This is a genomic window from Phytoactinopolyspora alkaliphila (assembly GCF_010550695.1).
Classification (GTDB): Bacteria; Actinomycetota; Actinomycetes; order Jiangellales; family Jiangellaceae; genus Phytoactinopolyspora; species Phytoactinopolyspora alkaliphila.
The window spans coordinates 201,505-221,325 of record NZ_JAAGOB010000001.1 but is presented as its reverse complement, the minus strand read 5'-3'; the positions used below and the strand labels follow the sequence as shown (position 1 = coordinate 221,325).

The 19,821-nt window shown below is 68.8% G+C and carries 15 protein-coding genes; 1 reads left to right on the top strand and 14 read right to left on the bottom strand.

The features are described 5' to 3' along the window. Nucleotides 1-288: 288 nt before the first annotated feature. The 12 genes from G1H11_RS00880 to hisI form a co-directional block, all read right to left on the bottom strand. On the bottom strand, nt 289-1,761 hold the full coding sequence (locus G1H11_RS00880) for a glutamate synthase small subunit (protein ID WP_163815149.1): 1,473 nt from the start codon (nt 1,759-1,761) through the stop codon (nt 289-291). Continuing rightward, entirely contained in the window at nt 1,754-6,259 is a 4,506-nt protein-coding gene (gene gltB / locus G1H11_RS00875; protein WP_163815147.1) for a glutamate synthase large subunit, read from the bottom strand. Before gltB ends, G1H11_RS00880 begins: the two co-directional genes overlap by 8 nt. 465 nt (nt 6,260-6,724) lie before the next feature. After that, nucleotides 6,725-7,885, bottom strand: coding sequence for a prolipoprotein diacylglyceryl transferase (lgt, locus tag G1H11_RS00870; RefSeq protein ID WP_163815877.1), 1,161 nt, complete (start codon nt 7,883-7,885; stop codon nt 6,725-6,727). Nucleotides 7,886-7,975: 90 nt separating this feature from the next. Then, a complete protein-coding gene (locus tag G1H11_RS00865) occupies nt 7,976-8,806 on the bottom strand; it encodes a thioredoxin domain-containing protein (protein WP_163815145.1) in 831 nt (276 codons plus the stop codon). A 122-nt stretch (nt 8,807-8,928) separates the two neighbouring features. After that, on the bottom strand, nt 8,929-9,726 hold the full coding sequence (gene trpA / locus G1H11_RS00860) for a tryptophan synthase subunit alpha (protein ID WP_163815143.1): 798 nt from the start codon (nt 9,724-9,726) through the stop codon (nt 8,929-8,931). After that, nucleotides 9,723-10,988 (bottom strand): tryptophan synthase subunit beta, encoded by a 1,266-nt coding sequence (gene trpB / locus G1H11_RS00855; protein ID WP_343074784.1) that lies wholly within the window; start codon nt 10,986-10,988, stop codon nt 9,723-9,725. Before trpB ends, trpA begins: the two co-directional genes overlap by 4 nt. 74 nt (nt 10,989-11,062) lie before the next feature. After that, on the bottom strand, nt 11,063-11,869 hold the full coding sequence (gene trpC / locus G1H11_RS00850; protein ID WP_163815139.1) for an indole-3-glycerol phosphate synthase TrpC: 807 nt from the start codon (nt 11,867-11,869) through the stop codon (nt 11,063-11,065). A 207-nt stretch (nt 11,870-12,076) separates the two neighbouring features. After that, nucleotides 12,077-12,454: a winged helix-turn-helix domain-containing protein gene (locus G1H11_RS25420; RefSeq protein ID WP_163815137.1), complete on the bottom strand. Its 378-nt coding sequence runs from the start codon at nt 12,452-12,454 to the stop codon at nt 12,077-12,079. A gap of 2 nt (nt 12,455-12,456) precedes the next feature. After that, nucleotides 12,457-12,705 carry an HGxxPAAW family protein gene (locus tag G1H11_RS00840; RefSeq protein WP_163815135.1) on the bottom strand — a complete coding sequence of 83 codons (249 nt, stop codon included), beginning with the start codon at nt 12,703-12,705 and terminating at the stop codon, nt 12,457-12,459. A 96-nt stretch (nt 12,706-12,801) separates the two neighbouring features. Beyond that, on the bottom strand, nt 12,802-13,410 hold the full coding sequence (locus tag G1H11_RS00835) for a Trp biosynthesis-associated membrane protein (RefSeq protein WP_163815133.1): 609 nt from the start codon (nt 13,408-13,410) through the stop codon (nt 12,802-12,804). Then, complete coding sequence (locus G1H11_RS00830) at nt 13,407-14,957, bottom strand: anthranilate synthase component I (RefSeq protein WP_343074783.1); 1,551 nt, start codon at nt 14,955-14,957, stop codon at nt 13,407-13,409. Before G1H11_RS00830 ends, G1H11_RS00835 begins: the two co-directional genes overlap by 4 nt. Then, on the bottom strand, nt 14,954-15,328 hold the full coding sequence (hisI, locus tag G1H11_RS00825; RefSeq protein ID WP_163815132.1) for a phosphoribosyl-AMP cyclohydrolase: 375 nt from the start codon (nt 15,326-15,328) through the stop codon (nt 14,954-14,956). Before hisI ends, G1H11_RS00830 begins: the two co-directional genes overlap by 4 nt. Before the next feature lie 211 nt (nt 15,329-15,539). Here hisI and G1H11_RS00820 point away from each other — a divergent pair, with 211 nt between their 5' ends. Further along, entirely contained in the window at nt 15,540-16,064 is a 525-nt protein-coding gene (locus G1H11_RS00820; protein WP_163815131.1) for a septum formation family protein, read from the top strand. A gap of 54 nt (nt 16,065-16,118) precedes the next feature. Here the strand turns inward: G1H11_RS00820 and G1H11_RS00815 are convergent, their stop codons facing one another. Both G1H11_RS00815 and G1H11_RS00810 read right to left on the bottom strand, forming a co-directional pair. After that, nucleotides 16,119-17,903, bottom strand: a complete 1,785-nt coding sequence (locus tag G1H11_RS00815; protein WP_163815130.1) for an ABC transporter ATP-binding protein — start codon at nt 17,901-17,903, stop codon at nt 16,119-16,121. Continuing rightward, nucleotides 17,900-19,699 carry an ABC transporter ATP-binding protein gene (locus G1H11_RS00810; protein WP_163815873.1) on the bottom strand — a complete coding sequence of 600 codons (1,800 nt, stop codon included), beginning with the start codon at nt 19,697-19,699 and terminating at the stop codon, nt 17,900-17,902. The genes G1H11_RS00815 and G1H11_RS00810 overlap by 4 nt, the downstream gene beginning before the upstream one ends. Between the last annotated feature and the right edge of the window lie 122 nt (nt 19,700-19,821).

The following is a 19,821-nucleotide window of genomic DNA, read 5'->3' as shown; positions in this document are numbered from 1 at the left end:
ATCCACTCGTTCCGGCGAGTGGAAGCCCACTCGCACCCGCTATTCACCACCTGATCGTCGAAATGTCATCTGATCGCGTGCGCGGCGAGAGCGCTAACGATCAGCTGACAGATCAGCGTTGTACTGCGTTGATGTGCCATCTGATCCACAGCTGTCCACATCGTGGAGATGATCAGGTGACACAACTTTGGAGGCACACCAGCTCCCCCGCGCTGTTCGTCACCTGATCTTCCCGTCGACGTGGATCAGCCGACATTTCGACGATCAGGTGACCAACAGGGGTGGGGGTCACACGACGAGCGGGCGGTCGGTCGGCGCCACTGGAGCCGGGAGCCGGTCAGCTCCGGTCAGCCAGTGGTCCACGGCCGACGCGCACGCCCTGCCTTCCGCGATCGCCCAGACGATGAGCGACTGGCCACGGCCCGCGTCGCCGGCCACGAAGACCCCGGGAACGCTGGTCTCGTAGGCGCTGTCCCGTACGATGTTGCCGCGCCCGTCCAGTTCAACGGCCAGCTGCTCGAGCAGCGGCGAGCGCTCCGGCCCGACGAAGCCCATCGCGAACAGCACGAGGTCAGCCGGCAAATCGCGCTCGGTGCCCTCCACCGGCTCGAACCCGCCGGTAACCGCCCGCTGCACTTCGACAAGCCGCAATGCGCGCACGTTGCCCGCGTCGTCCCCGACGAATTCCGTGGTGGAGACCGAGTAGACCCGCTCGCCACCTTCCTCGTGGGCGCTCGACGTACGCAGCATCAGCGGCCAGGTGGGCCACGGGGTGGACTCGTGCCGGGTGTCCGGTGGTTCCGGCATGATCTCCAGCTGCGTGACGGACGCGGCGCCCTGCCGGTGCGCTGTGCCGAGACAGTCGGCGCCCGTGTCGCCACCACCGATAATGACCACGTGCTTGCCTTCGGCGGTGATCTGCTCCGGCACGGACTCGCCGAGCGCCACCCGGTTGGCCTGCGGCAGGTAATCCATCGCCTGGTGGATCCCGTCCAGCTCCCGGCCCGGAATCGGGAGGTCACGAGCCTCCGTGGCGCCTACGGCGAGCACGACGGCGTCGTACCGGGCCTTGAGCTCCTGGCCGGTCAGGGTCTCCCCCACCTCGACGCCGGCACGGAAGATGGTGCCCTCGGCGCGCATCTGTTCCAGGCGACGGTCCAGGTGGCGCTTCTCCATCTTGAACTCGGGAATGCCGTAGCGCAGCAGACCACCGATGCGATCCGCCCGCTCGTACACCGCCACCGTGTGGCCGGCGCGGGTCAGCTGCTGTGCCACCGCGAGGCCTGCCGGGCCGGATCCGATCACCGCGATGGTGCGGTCGGTCAGCCGCTCCGGAGGCTGCGGAGCCACCCAGCCTTCCTCGAACGCCCGGTCGATGATGGCGACCTCGACATTCTTAATGGTCACGGCGTCGTCGGCGATAGCGACAACGCACGCCGCCTCGCATGGCGCCGGGCACAGCCGCCCGGTGAACTCCGGGAAATTGTTGGTCGCGTGCAGCCGCTCGGCCGCCTCGTGCCAGTCGTCCCGCCAGACAAGGTCGTTCCATTCCGGGATCAGGTTCCCCAGCGGGCAGCCCTGGTGGCAGAACGGGATGCCGCAGTCCATGCAGCGCCCGGCCTGCTTGGTGATGATCGGCAGCAACGTCTTGCCGATTCCGGGCTTCGGGTAGACCTCGTCCCAGTCCTTGACCCGCTCGGGCACCGGTCGCGGGGTGGCGCCCTGCCGCCCAGTCGTCAGGAATCCACGTGGATCAGCCACCGGCCACCTCCATCACAGCTACGTCTACATCTCGTCCATCGCGCTCGGCGGCGGCCTTGGCGGCGAGCACTCGCTTGAAGTCACGCGGCATCACCGTGGTGAACCGCGTCACGGTCGTCTCCCAGTCCGCCAGCAGCCGCTCCGCCACCGTCGAACCGGTCTCCTCGCGGTGGCGGGTGATCAGCCCGCGCAGCATCTCCACCGCCTCGCCGGACGGCTCCTCGAGTTCCACCATCTCGCTGTTGGCCAGTGCTGGGTCGAGGTCCAGCACGTACGCCGTGCCGCCCGACATGCCAGCGGCGACGTTGCGTCCGGTCTTGCCGAGAATCACCGCCACACCGCCGGTCATGTACTCGCAGGCGTGGTCACCGACACCCTCGACGACGGCCGTCACGCCGGAGTTGCGCACGCAGAAGCGTTCGCCGGCCACGCCGCGGATGAACAGCTCGCCGCTGGTGGCGCCGTACGCTGTCACGTTGCCGGTGATGACGTTGTCTTCTGCGACGAGGTTCGCCGACCGGTCCGGCCGGAGGATGATCCGGCCTCCCGACAAGCCCTTGCCGAGGTAATCGTTGGCATCGCCCTCCAGGCGCAGCGTGACGCCGCGGGGAACGAATGCGCCGAACGACTGTCCGGCCGAGCCGACCAGGGTGATGTCGATGGTTCCGTCCGGCAGCCCGTCGGTGCCGTACTTCTTCGTCACCTCGTGACCAAGCATCGTGCCGACGGTCCGGTTCACGTTGCGCACCGCGACCTGTGCCCGTACTGGCTCGCCGTGCTCCAAAGCGTCGGTGGCGAGCACGATGAGCTGATTGTCCAGCGCCTTCTCCAGGCCGTGATCCTGCCCCACTACCTGACGCCGGGCAGCACCCTCGGGCAGCTCCGGCACGTGCAGCAGCGGAGACAAGTCCAGTCCCGTGGCCTTCCAGTGGTCCACAGCCTCGGTGGTGTCGAGCACTTCGGCGTGGCCGATGGCCTCGTCCAGGCTGCGGAAGCCCAGCTGTGCGAGGTACTCGCGGACCTCCTCGGCGATGTACTCGAAGAAGGTGACGACGAACTCCGCCTTGCCGGTGTAGCGCTTGCGCAGCTCCGGGTTCTGGGTCGCGATTCCCACGGGGCAGGTGTCCAGATGACAGACCCGCATCATGACGCAGCCGGACACCACCAGCGGAGCGGTGGCGAAGCCATACTCCTCCGCTCCGAGCAGCGCGGCGATGACGACGTCACGACCGGTCTTGAGCTGGCCGTCGGTCTGCACCACGATCCGGTCCCGGAGGCCGTTGAGCAGCAACGTCTGCTGTGTCTCGGCCAGCCCGAGCTCCCATGGGCCGCCCGCGTGCTTGAGGCTGGTCAGCGGCGAGGCGCCCGTACCGCCGTCGTGTCCCGAAATGAGCACCACGTCGGCGTGCGCCTTCGACACACCCGCTGCGACCGTACCGACACCCACCTCGGCCACCAGCTTCACGTGGATACGTGCCGCCGGGTTGGAGTTCTTCAGGTCGTGGATCAGCTGCGCGAGATCCTCGATGGAGTAGATGTCATGGTGCGGCGGCGGAGAGATCAGCCCCACGCCCGGCGTGGAGTGCCGGGTCTTGGCCACCCACGGGTACACCTTGTTTCCGGGAAGCTGACCGCCCTCGCCGGGCTTCGCGCCCTGCGCCATCTTGATCTGGATGTCGTCGGCGTTGGTCAGGTACTCCGAGGTGACGCCGAAGCGCCCACTGGCGACCTGCTTGACCGCGCTACGCCGCTCCGGGTCGTAGAGCCGGTCAGTGTCCTCGCCGCCCTCACCGGTGTTGGACCGGGCGCCCAGCCGGTTCATGGCGATGGCCAGCGTCTCGTGCGACTCCTTGCTGATGGAGCCGTAGGACATCGCGCCCGTGTTGAACCGCCGCACGATCGACTCGACCGGCTCGACTTCCTCGATCGGCACCGGCGGCCGTGCGCCTTCCTTGAAAGCGAACAGCCCACGCAGCGTCATCAGCCGCTTGGTCTGCTCGTCAACCCGGCTCGTGTACTGCTTGAAGACGTCGTAGCGTCCGGCTCGGGTGGAGTGCTGCAGGCGGAACACGGTCTCGGGGTCGAACAGGTGATGCTCGCCCTCGCGCCGCCACTGGTATTCGCCGCCCACATCGAGGGTGCGGTGCGCCGGGGCCACGCCGCCCGGCGGGTAGGCCCGCACGTGCCGGCGGCGAACCTCCTCGGCGATGACGTCCAGGCCGACGCCGCCCAGCCGGGACGCGGTCCCGGTGAAGTACTTGTCAACAACATCGGCCGACAGCCCTAGCGCTTCATAGATCTGCGCGCCGGTGTACGACGCGACGGTCGACACCCCCATCTTGCTCATCACCTTGAGCACGCCCTTGCCGAGCGCCTTGATCAGATTGGCGACGGCCTTCTCGGGCTCGACACCGCTCAGGAACGTTCCCCGCCGGGCGAGGTCCTCGACGCTCTCCATCGCCAGATACGGGTTGATGGCGGCGGCGCCGTAGCCGATGAGAAGCGCGACGTGGTGAACCTCGCGCACGTCGCCTGCCTCGACGACCAGCCCGACAGACGTACGCGTCTTCTCCCGGATGAGATGGTGATGAACGGCACTGGTGAGGAGCAACGACGGAATCGGTGCCTGGGTGGCGTCCGAGTGCCGGTCGGAGAGAACGACGATCCGCGCCCCCGCGTCGATCGCCTTGGACACCTCGTTGCAGATCTCGTCGAGCCGGCGGGCCAGACCGGACGCTCCGGCAGCCACATCGAACAGGCCGCGGATCACGTGCGTGGCATACCCGGGCAGGTTGCCGTCCCGGTTGATGTGGATGATGCGGGCGAGGTCGTCGTTGTCGATCACGGGGAACGGGACGACGAGCTGACGGCAGGCCGCCGGGCCCGGCTCCAGCAGATTGCTCTCCGGGCCGATGGTGCTGGCGAGCGACGTGACCAGCTCTTCGCGGATCGCGTCCAGCGGCGGGTTGGTGACCTGAGCGAACAGCTGGGAAAAGTAGTCGAACAGCATCCGCGGCCGCTCGGACAGGGTGGCGATGGGCGTGTCGGTGCCCATCGAGCCGATCGGCTCGGCACCCTTCATCGCCATCGGCGTCAGCAGGATGCGCAGCTCTTCCTCGGTGTAGCCGAAGGTCTGCTGACGACGAGCGACGCTGGCGTGGGTGTGCACCACGTGCTCGCGCTCAGGCAGGTCGTTGAGATGGATCAGGCCGGCATGCAGCCACTCGCTGTACGGGTGCGCGGTGGCGAGCTCGTTCATGACCTCGTCGTCGTTGATCAGCCGGTGCTCGGCCAGATCGGCCAGGAACATCCGGCCGGGTTCGAGACGGCCCTTGCGCACGACCTTCGACGGCTCGATGTCGAGCACGCCAGCCTCCGAGGCGAGAACCACGAGGCCGTCGTCGGTGACCCACCAGCGGCCTGGACGAAGGCCGTTGCGGTCGAGCACGGCGCCGACCTGCGTGCCGTCGGTGAACACCACACACGCCGGGCCGTCCCACGGCTCCATGACGGCGCTGTGGAACTGGAAGAACGCCCGGCGCTCCTCCGACAGGCCGGCGTGATTCTCCCAGGCCTCCGGGATCATCATCCGCACCGCGTGCGGCAGGCTGCGCCCACCGAGGTGCAGCAGTTCGAGGACCTCGTCGAAGCTCGCGGAGTCGCTGCCGGTGGGGTCGACGATCGGGTACAACCGGGACAGGTCGCCGGGGATAAGGCTGCTGGACAGTAGCGACTCGCGGGCGCGCATCCAGTTCCGGTTTCCCTGGACGGTATTGATCTCGCCGTTGTGCGCCACGTAGCGGTACGGGTGCGCCAGCGGCCAGCTGGGGAACGTGTTGGTGGAGAACCTGGAGTGCACCACGGCGAGGGCGGAGGCGAACCGGTGGTCGGAGAGATCCGGGAAGAACGGCTCCAGCTGACCGGTGGTCAGCATGCCCTTGTAGACGATGGTGCGCGCCGACAGGCTCGGGAAGTAGGCGTCGGTCTCGTGCTCGGCCCGCTTGCGCAGCGCGAAGGCGCGCCGCTCGAGGTCCATGCCCTCGGCACCGCCCACGAAGAGCTGGCGGAAGCGCGGCATCGTGGACCTGGCGGTGGCGCCCACCAGCGACGTCGTGGTGGGCACAGCACGCCAGCCCAGGACCTGAAGCTCTTCCTCGGCGGCCATGCGCTCGATGGCGTCGACCGTCTTCTGCGCGAGTTCGTCGTCGTCGGGCAGGAAGGCCAGACCAACGGCGTACGAGCCCTGCTCGGGCAGCTCGAAGGGGACCACGTCCCGCAGGAACGCGTCGGGCACCTGCACCAGAATCCCCGCGCCATCGCCGGAATCGGGCTCGGAGCCCGATGCTCCCCTATGGTCGAGATTGGCCAAGGCGGTGAGCCCATGCCGGACGATCTGGTGGCTGGCCACACCGTCGAGCGTGGCCACGAAGGCCACACCGCAGGCGTCATGCTCGAACCGGGGGTCGTACAAACCCTGAGGGGCAGGCGTGAGGCGCATCGGCACTCCCGTCGTCGTCGAAGTGGCGGCGGGTGGATCGGGACAGCGCTGGCCCTGGAGCTCGCATTTCGAGTTTCGTGGAGGTTACATCATCAGAGCAGCGAATTGTTGTGCCGTCTCACCAAAAGTTAGACAAAAACAACATCCTGGTTGCGACGGCGCCAGTGCCGCGCGCGACCTACCTGAGCCACAGAACGTGGATCTACAGGCACTGCGCCAGGCGCGACTCTACCGCATCAACCAATGTTACGGCGATATGCCGCGCCGAATTCCGTCGTGGTGCTCATGTGCGATGCCCCTGGAGGGGCATCCTCGCGCGGCGGTGAGCACCCCTCGGCGGTGCCAAATGATCATGTAAACCATGTTTCTTCGTGCGATACCAGGCCTGCAGGCATGGTGAAGCACGAAGAAACATGGTTTACATGATCATTTAGGCTGCGGTCGTCCAGGTGGACAGGCAGTCGCTCACCGATCCGTGGAGGTCGGGCTCCCGGGCGTGTCGGCGGCCTTCGCGGGGTCCGTGGGCGCGTCGCCGTCCCCCGGTTTCTCCGTCGCGGCGCCGGCTCCCGCGGATGCGCCGGTGTCTGCCGTCGTGTCCGCGCTTGCCGGATCGTCTGCGCCGGTCGGCGTGCCGGCCTCGACGGTGGTGTCCGTTCCGGCGTCCCGGGACGTCTCCGTGCCGGCCTCGTCGGCGTCGGCGGGCGCGTCAGCGTCGGCGGGCGCGTCAGCGTCGGCGGGCGCGTCAGCCTCGGCGGGCGCGTCAGCGTCGGCGGGCGCGTCAGCGTCGGCGGGCGCGTAGTCGCCGCGCACCTCTTCGGGTGTCTCCCGGCCTGGGTGCCGCCGCGCCGACCAGACGAAGAACCCGATGGCGACGACGAAGAGCAGGCCCGACACCCACTGGTTGACCCGCAGGCCGAGGATCTCGTTGGCCGGGTCGATGCGCAGGTACTCGAACAGGCTCCGGCCGAGCGTATATCCGGCGACGTAGAGGGCCAGCACCCGGCCGTGGCCGAGCTTGAAGCGGCGATCCGCCCACATCAGCAGCAGGGCCACTCCGAGCGCCCACAAGGACTCATACAGGAAGGTGGGATGGAACGTCTCGACGTCCAGGTACTCGGCCGGCCGCTTTCGCGGTGCCACCTCCAGCGCCCAGGGCAGGTCGGTGGGCTTGCCGTAGAGCTCCTGGTTGAACCAGTTTCCCCAGCGGCCGATCGCCTGCGCGATCAGCACACCCGGTGCCAGCGCGTCGGCCATCGCCAGGAACGGGATGTTCCGCCGCCGGCAGGCGATCCACACACCGAGCGCGCCACCGGCGACGGCGCCCCAGATGCCGATGCCGCCTTCCCAGATCCAGAACGCCTCATACCACGGCCTGCTGCCCTCACCGAAGTACAGCTGGTTGTCCGTGATGACGTGGTAGATCCGGGCGCCGACGATACCGAACGGCACCGCCCAGATCGCGACGTCGCTGACCGCTTCCGGCGCTCCACCCCGAGCCGCCCACCGGCGGGTGCCGAGCCAGATGGCGAAAATGATCCCGATGACGATGCACAGGGCGTAGGCCCGGATGGGAACCGGCCCGAGGTGCCAGACGCCGTCGTCGTACCAATCCCCCACGTCTAGCACGTCAGGGCTGGGAAACGACGTCGGGAGAAGGGACGAGACGGCGGCAGGCACGTTGGCGCTCACGCGGAGACAGTAGCGGGTGAGCCCGGGCTAGTCCTCATCGGCCCCGGTGTCTTCTTCGTCCGTGTTCTCCTCGGCGCCGCTTCCCTCGTCGGCGGCTTCTTCATCCTCGGCGCCATCCTCCTCGGAGGCGCCCTCGTCGGCCGGCTCGCCGCTCGCGGCGGCTTCCACGGCGGCGGCGAGCATGTCCGGCGTGGGGTTGTCCACCAGCTCACCGTTGACGAAGATCGTCGGCGTGCCACCGATCTGGGCCTCACGGGCAGAGTCGGTCACCGATGTGGACCACGCGTCGTAGGTGCCATCACGCACGCAGCTGGCGTAGTCGCCTCCGATGCCGATGTCGTCACCGAGGCTGACCAGCTGGTTGTTGGACCATGCCTGGAACCTGGCGAAGGCCTCGCTTATGAACTCCTTCGCCATGCCCTCATCAGCGGCGCACGCGAGCGCGTTGTTGGCCCGGGTCGACTGGACACCGCCGGTGTAGGTCACCGGGTGATAGATCACCCTGGCCTCACCCGCCTCGACCCACTGGTCGATCTGGGCTCCGTTAGCCTGCTCGAAGGTCTGGCAGTGGGGGCAGCGGAAGTCCATCCAGTTCTCAATCGTCACCGGCGCGTCCGCATCGCCCACGACGATCCCGTTGTCGCCCTCCACCTGGGAGGCGTTCTCGGGAACGGCCACAGTCCCGTCCTCGTCGCCTCCGCGGCTACTGATCACCGCGATAGCGATGATCGCCACGCCCACCAGCACCGCGGCCGCGATGCCCAGACGCATGGTGCGCTCCCTGGCGCGGTCCTTGCGCGCCTGCTCCTCACGCATCGCCTTGACCCGTTCCCGGGCCTCCGCCTTCTTGGTGCTCATCAGCTGCCTCTTTCGGATGACATGATTGACCGTGCGCGTTGCGCTGCCGCAACGAAAGCCGTCGACGACGGTACAACTTTCACGCGACGCAGGCGAGTTCCCCGCCGAAAATCACAGATCGGTCACGCTTGCCGGCGAACGCCGGAAGACAGCTGGCCGGCCAGCTCCCCGGCCGCGCGCACCCCGTCCGCGGGACTGTCCGCGTCGAGGAGGCATCGCACGAAAGCCGAACCGACGATGACACCGTCCGCGAAATTCGCCACCTCGGCCGCCTGGTCCGCATTGGATACGCCGAGCCCCACCGCCACCGGCAAGGCCGTCGTCTTCCGGGTGCGAGCGACGAGGTCCGCGGCCGCGTCGCCGACCTGGTCACGGGTGCCGGTGACACCCATCGTCGAGGCGGCGTAGACAAAACCGCGGCACGCCTCCGTGGTCAGCGCGATGCGCTTGTCCGTGGACGACGGCGCGACCAGGAAGACGGTGTCGAGGTCCTGGGAACGGGCCACCGGAAGCCACTCCTCGGCGTCGTCCGGGATGATGTCCGGGGTGATGACGCCCGCCCCACCCGCCGCGGCCAGGTCACGGCTGAACCGCTCAGGCCCGTACCGGTCGATCGGGTTCCAGTACGACATCACCAGCGTGGGCGTGCCCGTCGCCGCCACCGCCTCGACGGTGCGCAGGACGTCCGTCGTGTTGGCGCCGGCACGCAAGGCAGCCTCGACGGCGGTCTGGATCACCGGCCCGTCCATGAGCGGATCGCTGTACGGAAGCCCCACCTCGACCACGTCCACACCCGCGTCGACCATCGCCTTCAGCACGTCCACCGCGCCCGCGACACTCGGATACCCGGCCGGGAGATAACCGACCAGGGCCGCACGCTCCTCCGAGCGCGCCCTCTCGAACGCTACCGACGCACTCACTTCTCGTCTCCCGTCCCGCTGTCGGATCCCGGTGCCCCGCCGGAGTCCAGTAAGCCGAACCACCGCGCCGCGGTGTCCACGTCCTTGTCACCACGCCCGGACAGGTTGACCAGGATCACGGCGCCCTCTCCGAGCCGGGCGCCGAGCTTGCGCGCGCCGGCCAGCGCATGCGCGCTCTCGATGGCGGGGATGATCCCCTCGGTGCGGCAGAGCAGCCGGAACGCCTCCATCGCCTCGGCGTCGTCGATGGGCTCGTAGACGGCGCGGCCGATGTCACTGAGCCAGGAGTGCTCCGGTCCCACGCCGGGGTAGTCCAGCCCGGCCGAGATGGAGTGCGACTCGATCGTCTGGCCGAACTCGTCCTGCAGCAGGTACGAGCGAGCGCCGTGGAGCACGCCCGGTGACCCCGCGCTGATGGTGGAGGCGTGCCGTCCGCTGGCCACGCCGTCGCCGCCTGCCTCGAAGCCGTAGAGCGCGACGTCGGTGTCCTCGACGAAGGCGTGGAAGATCCCGATCGCGTTGGAACCCCCGCCGACACACGCCGCGACCGCGTCCGGCAGCGCCCCGGTGAGCTCCAGAACCTGCTGGCGCGCTTCGACGCCGATGATGCGCTGAAGGTCACGGACGAGCGTGGGAAACGGGTGCGGCCCGGCGACCGTGCCGAAGACGTAGTTCGTGGTGTCGACGTTGGTCACCCAGTCCCGCAGGGCCTCGTTGATGGCGTCCTTCAACGTCTTGGATCCGGTGGAGACAGGCACCACCGTGGCGCCGAGGAGCTCCATCCGGGCGACGTTGAGCGCCTGCCTACGGGTGTCCTCCTCGCCCATGTAGATGACGCACTCCAGCCCCATCAGCGCGGCCGCCGTGGCGGTGGCTACGCCGTGCTGGCCGGCGCCGGTCTCAGCGATCACCCGCTTCTTGCCGATGCGTCTGGTCAGCAGCGCTTGCCCAAGCACGTTGTTGATCTTGTGCGACCCGGTGTGGTTGAGGTCTTCCCGTTTCAGGAGCACCCGGGCACCGGAGGCCGCTTCGGCACTGAACCTGGCTACCTCGGTGACCGGCGTGGGACGCCCGCTGTAGGACTTCAGCAGGCCGTCGAGCTCCGACTGGAACGCTGGATCGACAGCGGCCGACTGGTACTCCCGGTCAAGCTCGTCGAGCGCCGCGATGAGTGCCTCAGGAACGTACCGGCCGCCGTACGGCCCGAACCGCCCCGGCCGGCCGGCCGGCGAATCCTGTTGCGGATGTCTGGTCGAGCTCACCACTGACTCCCTCGAGGTGGTCTTCATAGTCGCCCGGGAGGAGTGCTACTCCTTTTCCTGGGCGACGTTCCTCACTACTGGCGGTTGTTCAACGCCGGGTGCGCTCCGGCCGCCACCAGATCCGCGACGGCGCTGCGGGGATCCCTGCCGGTGACCAGGGTCTCGCCGACGAGAACCGCGTCGGCGCCGTCCTGACCCAGCTCGATGACGTCGTGCGGCCCGCGCACGCCGGACTCGGCGATCCGGACGACGCCGTCCGGGATCAGCGGGGAAAGCCGGTGGAATGTCCGCGTGTCCACTTCGAGCGTGGCGAGGTCGCGGGCGTTGACGCCGATGATCCGTGCGCCGGCGTCGGCAGCGCGTTTGACCTCGTCCTCGGTGTGCGCCTCGACCAGCGGGGTGAGGCCGATCGACTCGGCGCGCTCGATCAGGCTGATCAGCGCGTTCTGCTCCAGGGCCGCCACGATCAGCAGGGCGAGGTCAGCACCGTAGGCGCGTGCCTCCCACAGCTGGTAGCTGCTGACGATGAAATCCTTACGCAGCACTGGAACATCGACCGACGCCCGCACGGCCCGCAAATCGTCCAGGGTGCCGCCGAAGCGTCGCTCCTCGGTCAGCACGCTGATGGCGGCGGCTCCGCCGGACTCGTAGTCACCGGCCAGCGCGGCCGGATCCGAGATCTCGGCGAGAGAACCTCTGGAAGGGCTCGAGCGTTTCACCTCCGCGATCACCGCCACCCCCGAGGACCGCAGTCTCGGCAACGGGTCGTGCGCTGCTGGCTGCTTCGACGCGAGCGCCTTCAGCTCGTCCAGCGGCGTCCGTTCCTGCCGTGCGGCGAGGTCGGCGCGGACACCGTCGAGGATCTCCTCGAGTACGCTCACCCTTGCCCTCCGCTGGTTGTGCCTGCATGGCGACATCTGTGGGTCGTGCTCCGGCTGCTCCAGAGTAGCCAGGGGCGCTGGGGCGCTCCCCCGCACCCCCTGCCTCGGCCCACGGCGTGACGAAGATCCGCAGGCCAGCGGCACTGCTCGGCCCGGGTGCAGACGGGACGGAGGGTACCCGAAGCCCGGCAGCCGACCGGTGCTCCCTCACTCTCCGTCATCGGAGCGTTCGGTGACCGCGGGGCGTTCCAGGGCGTAGCCCACGCCGCGCACGGCCCGGATCCGCAGCGCTCCGTCAAGCTTGCTGCGCAGCGTCGCCACATGAACGTCGATGGTCCTCGACCCCACGGCATTCGGATACCCGAGCGCGTCTCGCATCAGGTCCTGCCGCGAGCACACCTCGCCCGCGCGGCTCATCAGATGGGCGAGCACGGCCGTCTGCAACGGCGTAAGCGGCACGTCATGGCGCAACGCGTCACCGACGACACGGCGTTGCGACGTGTCCAGCGTGACCCCGGCAACGGAGATCGACGCCGGGCGCCCAGTGGGCCGACCCGCCGCCACGGCACCGCGGCCGCCGATCACGGTTACCCGCTTCTGCCCTCAGCCGGCACCGACGCGTCCTCCGACGAGCCCGGGCGAGTGGTCTGCCCGAGTCCCATCATCTGCATCACCTTGCCGACGATGCCTCCGAGCACGATCAGGCCGACACCACCGAACCAGAACACCTGCCAGGTCAGCGTCATGACACCAATGGCAGCCACCACGAACCCGGCCAGGATGATGATGACGGCTGTCCAGGCCGCCGGGGTGTGGCCGTGGCTGTTGCTGGCCATTCCGCCTCCTTGAAGGATGTGACGGCAGCGGATCGCGATGTCCGCCAATCCGTGCGCGCGTTCGGTCTCCCCCTATTGTGCCGGATGGCGTGTGCGTTACGCAGTCGGGTCGTCGCCCCGGTCCAGAGCGTCCCACGCCTCGGCCGGATTCGGCTTGGATTGCGTGGTGTCCAGCTCCTTCGGCTGCCGGCCCGTGCCTCGCGCACTGCCCGGACGTTCGTACCGCGATCCCATCCCAGGCCAGGCCGGCCCGCGTAAGGCGATCAGCCCGCCCGCCACGGCGACCATGACGGAACCGAGCATCACCAGGGCCGGCCAGGCCGGATACGTGGTGACCTCGACCACCGAATCGGACTGGCCGGGCGCGTCGAGTACCCACTGCCGTACCCGTCCGCGCAAATCCGCCGCCACAACAACCGTCGCGGCGATCGCGGCACCGGCGAGGAGGACCAGCAGGCCACCTGCCACGCGCCGGCCGGCTCCGCGCACCGCCGGAACCAGGACCACCGCGGCCAACGCCACCAGCGGCACCGCGGATACCAAGGGCGCGAGATCGTTGCCGGAGACCGCGGTGGACGACTCGGCAAACGACGTCCGGAGGTGCACCATCGCCCACGACCGTCCGGCCGACACCAGTCCTAGAACCCCACCGGCCGCCAGGAGGAGCAGCGTGCCCAGATACTCGCGCCGCATCGGCCGGCTCATGAGTCCGCGAGCGGGCGCATCGCGTCGGCGATGGCGACGGCCCGGAGGGCAGCAGCCGCCTTGTTCCTGGACTCGGTCCACTCCGCCTCTGCGTCGGAGTCGGCCACGATGCCACCACCGGCCTGGACATACGCCCGGCCGGCGCGGATCAGAGCGGTGCGGATGGCGATGGCGACGTCGAGGTCGCCCGCGAAATCCAGGTAGCCGACCACGCCGCCGTACACACCGCGCCTGGTGGGTTCCAGCTTCTCGATGATCTCCATCGCCCGCACTTTCGGCGCGCCGGAGAGCGTCCCTGCCGGGAAACACGCGGCCAGGACATCGAGCGACGTCCGCTCCTCCTGAAGCCGGCCGACCACGGTCGATTCGATGTGCATCACGTGGCTGTAGCGGCGCACGGACATGAAGTCCACCACCTCGACGCTGCCGGGGGCGCACACCCGGCCGAGGTCGTTGCGGGACAGGTCCACGAGCATCAGGTGCTCGGCACGTTCCTTCGGATCAGCCAGCAGCTCAGCGGCGAGCGCGGCGTCGGCCTCGGGCGTCTCGCCGCGCCACCGGGTCCCGGCGATGGGGTGGGTCATCACCCGGTCGCCTTCCACCTTGACCAGGGCTTCAGGGCTCGAGCCGACCACCGAGAAGGCGCCGTCGTCGTCGCCGTTGCGACCGGGGAACCGGAGAAGGTACATGTACGGGCTCGGGTTGTCTCGCCGCAGCACCCGGTAGACATCAAGAGGCTCAGCGCGTGTCTCCGCCTCGAACCGCTGGGACACCACCACCTGGAACGCCTCACCGGCGTGGATCTCCTCCTTGGCGTGCTCCACCGCGGCCAGGAACTCCGCCTTGGGCGTACGGCTGTGATGCGCCGGAAGCATGTCCGGCACGTACGGATTCACCGACGACGGCGTGGGCTCGGCCAGCCGCGCGGTCATCCGCTCGAGCCGTGCCACGGCGTCGCGCCAGGCCTCGTCGACCCGCTCGTCGCGGTTGTCCCAGTTCACCGCGTTGGCGACCAGCAGCACGGTGCCCTGTTCGTGGTCCAGCACCGCGATGTCGGTAGCCAGCAGAAAGGACATCTCGGGCAGCCCGAGGTCATCGACCGTGTCATCCGGAAGCCGCTCAAGCCTGCGGACGGCGTCGTAGGAGACGAACCCGACCAGGCCACCGGTGAGCGGCGGCAGATCCGGCAGGTGCGCGGTCCGCAGCGCCTCCAACGTGCCGGCCAGGGCCTCCCAGGGGTTACCTCCCGACGGCAGCCCCACGGGCGGGTTGCCGTGCCACACGGCTTCACCGTCGCGCTCGGTGAGGATGGCCGCCGAGTCGGCGCCGATGAACGAGTAACGCGACCACACGCCGCCGTGTTCGGCCGACTCGAGCAGGAACGTGCCGGGACGGTCTCCGGCGAGCTTGCGGTATACGCCCACCGGCGTCTCCGCGTCTGCGAGCAACCGGCGCACCACCGGGACGACACGGCGTTCCTTGGCCAGCACCCGGAACGCCTCAAGATCTGGTGTGACGGCCAGCCCGTCCGTGCCCGCGGTGGTCACGACGCCTCCTCGGTAGCGGCGTTCGGTGTGATCAGTCCGTCGTCGAAGCACGTCCGGGTCCCGGTGTGACACGCGGGCCCCGTCTGGTCGACCTTCAGCAGGATGGTGTCGCCGTCACAGTCCAGCCGGACCTCCCGGACGGCCTGCCGGTGCCCTGAGGTCTCGCCTTTCACCCAGTACTCGCGACGGCTTCGGCTCCAGTACGTCGCCTGCCCGGTGGCAAGGGTGCGGCGCAGCGCCTCGTCGTCCATCCAGGCGAGCATGAGCACCTCGCCGGTGTCATGCTGCTGCACGACAGCCGGTACGAGCCCGTCCGGCGTGCGTGACAGCCGATCGGTGACAGCGGATGAGAGACCAGGCATGACGCCCATTCTGCCCGACGACCGGATACGCCGCCCCCACCCCGGTCTACCGGGAGTCGCCGGCAACCCTCACCGGATAGGCTGTGGCCCGTCACCGGGCCGGGAAACGCTGTCCGGCGGGTGGCCTGTTCAGGCTCGCGATGCTGTTTCCCGGCCGGTCCGGTAACGGATCCGGTACCGTTCCGGGGTTCGAATGATTGATCTGACAAGGAGCGCTTCTGTGGCACGCACTACCCGAACCGCCCATGCCGTCCGCGCCGTGGCACTCGGCGCCGCGGTGGTTCTCACGGTCACCGGCTGTTCGGCCGTCGAAGACCTATTCGGTGGGGACGACGAGCCGGAACGGGACCAGGAGACCGGAGAGGTGAGCGAAATCGTCGAGGGTGCGAGCATCTTCGACATCCAGGAAGGCGACTGCATCGGGGAGATCTCGTCCGCCGAGGAAGTCCAGGAAGTCGACATCATCCCCTGTGATCAGGAGTACCAGCAGCAGGTCTACCTCATCCAGGAGATCGTCTCCGACGAGTTCCCCGACCAGGAGACGGTGGAAGCTCAGGCCGAGGAGACTTGTGTGCCGGCGTTCGAGGACTTCGTCGGCATGGCCTACGAGGAATCCGACCTGGCCATCTACTACCTCTCACCCTCGCAGGAAGGCTGGGAGTCCGAGGAGGACCGCGACCTCGTCTGCCTCGTGTACGACCCCTCGGGCGCCGTGACCGGCAGCCTTGAGGGCGCCAACCGCTGAGCGGACCAATCCCCTCGCCGGGGACGTGACCCGGTGATCACGCCGTTCGAGTGATCACCGGGACTGGGTCATCCAGGCGGAGTGCAGCTTGCTGTACACCCCGCCGGACTGCACCAGAGTGGCGTGCCGGCCGCGTTCGACGAGGCGCCCGGCGTCGAAGACGAACACCTCGTCGGCGGCTTCCGCGGTGGACAGGCGGTGGGCGATGGTCACCGACGTACGCCCGCGGGAGATGCCCTCGAGGGCACGAGCCAGACGGACCTCTGTGGCCGGGTCGACGGCACTGGTGGCCTCGTCGAGAACCAGAAGGTCGGGATCGGTGAGGTAGGCCCGGGCCAGCGCCACCAGCTGCCGTTCCCCCGATGAGAGCGACTCGCCACGCTGCCCCACGGGTGTGTCCAGGCCGCCCGGCAGCGACTCCACCCATTCGGCCAGCCCTAGCTCGGTGATGGCCAGCCAGAGATCGTCGTCCGTGGCCTCGGGACGGCCGAAGCGCAGGTTGGCCGCCAGCGTGTCGTCGAACAAGAATCCCTCCTGGGGCACCATCACCACCCTGCGGCGCAGCGACGAGAACCGGATCTGGCGCAGGTCCACGCCGTCGATCAGCACCCGCCCGGTGGCCGGGTCCATCAGCCGGGTCAGCAGCTTGGCGAAGGTGGTCTTACCGGATCCGGTCTCGCCGACGACGGCCAGCCGGGTACGCGGCGGGATGTCGACGTTCACGTCCTTGAGGACGGTGGGACCGTCCGGATACGCGTACGAGACGTTCTCGAAGCTGACGTCGATGGGTCCGCGCGGCAGCGTGGTGCCGGCGTCACCCGGATCCGCGACATCGGCCGGTGTGTCCAGGACCTCCAGCACGCGCCGCCAGCCCGCGATGGCGTTCTGCGCCTCGCTGAGCACCTCCGTGCCGACCTGGACGGGGGCGACGAAAAGCGTGACCAGAAAGATGAAGGCCAGCAGCTGGCCGAGGGTGATGTCGCCGGCGATGCCCAGGTAGACGCCTACGACCACGACGGCGGCGTTGGCGATGCCCGCCACGATCTCTCCGGTGGAGAACGTCATCGCGGCGAGCCGCTGCGCCTTGGTGGCCGCCACCCGGTGCTGCTCGACGGCGTGGTCGATGCGCTGCTGCGTCCTGGCCTCGATCGAGTAGGCCCGCACAGCCTGCGCGCCGACGACCGATTCCGAGATGGCCCCCAGCATGATGCCGACCCGTTCGCGCACCTTCATGAACGCGGCCGACAGCATCCGCTGGAACCAGCGCAAGGCGAGAAAGAACGGCAGGAATGTGACCCAGACCAGGATGGTCAGCTGCCACGAGTAGAACGCCATGATGACCGTGGCGATCATCAGCTGGCCGATGTTGAGCAGCAGGAACAGCCCACCCCACTGCACGAACTGCGAAATGGTGTCGACGTCCGTGGTGACGCGAGCCACCAGGGCGCCACGGCGCTCGGTGTTCTGCGTCAGGACTGACAGGTCGTGCACGTGCCGGAAACCGGTGGTTCGCAAGGTCGCCAAGCCGGCCTCGCTGGCCCGGAACACACGGACGTTGGTGAAGAAGGCCGCCGTCACCGTGACGGCGATGCCCAGCGCCGCCACGAGAAGCATCCACCGCACGAACGTGAGGTCGGTACCGCCGCGAGCGTTCAGGCCGCGGTCGATGGTCTGCTGCACGGCGATCGGCACGATCACGCGTCCGGCGGTCGCCACGGCGGCGATGGACAGGGTCAGCGGAAGGCCGCGGACCATCTCCGGCGACAGCGCGATGCCGCGCCGGATGGTCCGCAGGGCGCCGTCGTGGCCGGCATCGCCCAGCCTGGAGGACGCGCTCATGGACTGTCGCCGCCTTTCGCCTCGATGGCGGCCCGCTCGGCCGCGTCCCGCTCGTAGGCTGTGATGAGCCGTTCGTATCCGGATGAGCTCGCCTTGAGCTGCTCGTGAGTGCCGCGGGCACGAATCTGCCCGCCCTCGACGTAGACGACCTCGTCGGCCAGCGCGATGGTGGCTCGCCGGTATGCGACGACGACGACCGTTGACGGCAGGGACGCGTCCCGCAGGCCGGCCAGGATGCGGCGCTCCACCTCCGGATCGACGGCGCTCGTGGCGTCGTCGAGGACCAGAAGCCGAGGCCGGCGGACCAGAGCGCGGGCCAGTGCCAGACGCTGCCGCTGACCACCGGAGAGCGTCGATCCTCGCTCGCCCACTTGGGCTTGCAGGCCCTCGTCTCGCTCGCGGACGAAGCCATCGCCCTGCGCCAGTTCCAGAGCGGCCCACACGTCGTCATCGGGGACATCGCGGCCCAGGGTGATGTTGTCGCGGATGGTGTCCTCGAAGACGAACGGCTGCTGGAAGACCAGGGCGACCGATTCGGCGACCTCGCCGGGACGAAGATCCCGCAGGTCGGTGCCGTCCACGAGCACACGCCCGCTCACCGGGTCCACCAGCCGCACGAGAAGGCTCGCCAGCGTCGACTTCCCGGATCCCGTGGGCCCCACGACGGCGACCGTGCGGCCCGGGCGGACGTCGAGCGTGACGCCGCTGAGCGCCTTGGCCGGCGGCGACGCGTTCTCCCCGTCCGGCGTGGTTCCTTCGTAGGCGAACTCGACGTCACGCAGGCCCAGTTCAGCAGCCATCCCTCCGCCGCCGAGCCTGCCGCCGCCATGCGGCAGCGACCCGGTGGCATCGAGGACCGCGGACACCCGCCGCCAGCCCACCACCGCGCGCGGCAACTCACCGAGCACGAACCCGATGGCCCGGATGGGGAACGCGGTCAGCGTAAACAGGTACGCGACCTGGACGAGTTCGCCCGCCTCGAGTGAGCCGTCGGCGATCCGGGTGGATCCGATCAGCAGCACCACGAGGATGCCGAGATTGGGCAGGGCCTCCAATACGGGGTCGAAGGCGCCCCGGATGCGGCCCACGCCGATGTTGGCGTCCCGCAGCTGGTGGGCCACGCGCCGGAACCGCTCCGTCTCGTCCGACTCCCGGCCCATCGCCTTCACCACGGCCGCACCCTCGAACGACTCGTGAGCGACACCGGAGAGATCGGCGCGCAGGGCCTGAGCCCGCGTGGCCAGAGGTGACAGCCGCCGCTGATAGACGACGTTGATGGCGAGAATGGACGGGAAGACGAGGAAGCCCACCAGCGCCAGGACCGGATCCACCAGCAGCATCGAGACCAGCGCGATGATCAGCATGATCACCACGCCCAGCGCGAACGGCAGCGGCGCGATGGGCCAGAACGTGGCCTCGACGTCGGCGTTCGCGTTGGACAGCAGCTTGCCCGCCGGATGGCGATGGTGCCACGACAGGGGCAACCGCAGATACTGGCGGGTGACCCGCCGGCGGTAGGTGGCGTTGAGCCGGTACTGCCCGAGGCCCGCGAAGAAGCGCCGCAGCACGATGCCGCCCGCCTTCAGCACGGCCGTGGCGATGATCGCCAGCGCCGCCACCCCCATGGTGCCGGCGGTGGTGCGTCCATCTGCGAACGCCGGAACGATGGCGCGGTCGGTGACCCGGCCGATCACCTCGGCCGCGACCACGGTCATGAGCCCGTAGACCGCGCTGCCGGCGATGGAGATGCCCAGGATCAGCGGTTCCTCACGCAGCGCTCGCCCGAGAATGCGCATGCCTTCGCCGAGGGTGGCCCGCCGCTCCGGCCGCCTATCAGTCACGATCACTACCTTCGTCGAATGCCCAGGCAGAAACGTTCGGCACAAGACGAGGAAGGGCTGCCCGGGAAATGTCTCTG

Coding starts and splice junctions, on each gene's coding strand:
- gltB (WP_163815147.1), bottom strand. CDS start 6,259: ATGCGCCTCACGCCTGCCCCTCAGGGTTTGTACGACCCCCGGTTCGAG.
- G1H11_RS00865 (WP_163815145.1), bottom strand. CDS start 8,806: ATGAGCACCAAGAAGGCGGAGGCCCGGGAACGGGTCAAGGCGATGCGT.
- G1H11_RS00840 (WP_163815135.1), bottom strand. CDS start 12,705: ATGGCCAGCAACAGCCACGGCCACACCCCGGCGGCCTGGACAGCCGTC.
- G1H11_RS00835 (WP_163815133.1), bottom strand. CDS start 13,410: ATGAGCCGGCCGATGCGGCGCGAGTATCTGGGCACGCTGCTCCTCCTG.
- hisI (WP_163815132.1), bottom strand. CDS start 15,328: ATGGGCGTCATGCCTGGTCTCTCATCCGCTGTCACCGATCGGCTGTCA.
- G1H11_RS00815 (WP_163815130.1), bottom strand. CDS start 17,903: ATGAGCGCGTCCTCCAGGCTGGGCGATGCCGGCCACGACGGCGCCCTG.
- G1H11_RS00810 (WP_163815873.1), bottom strand. CDS start 19,699: ATGCGCATTCTCGGGCGAGCGCTGCGTGAGGAACCGCTGATCCTGGGC.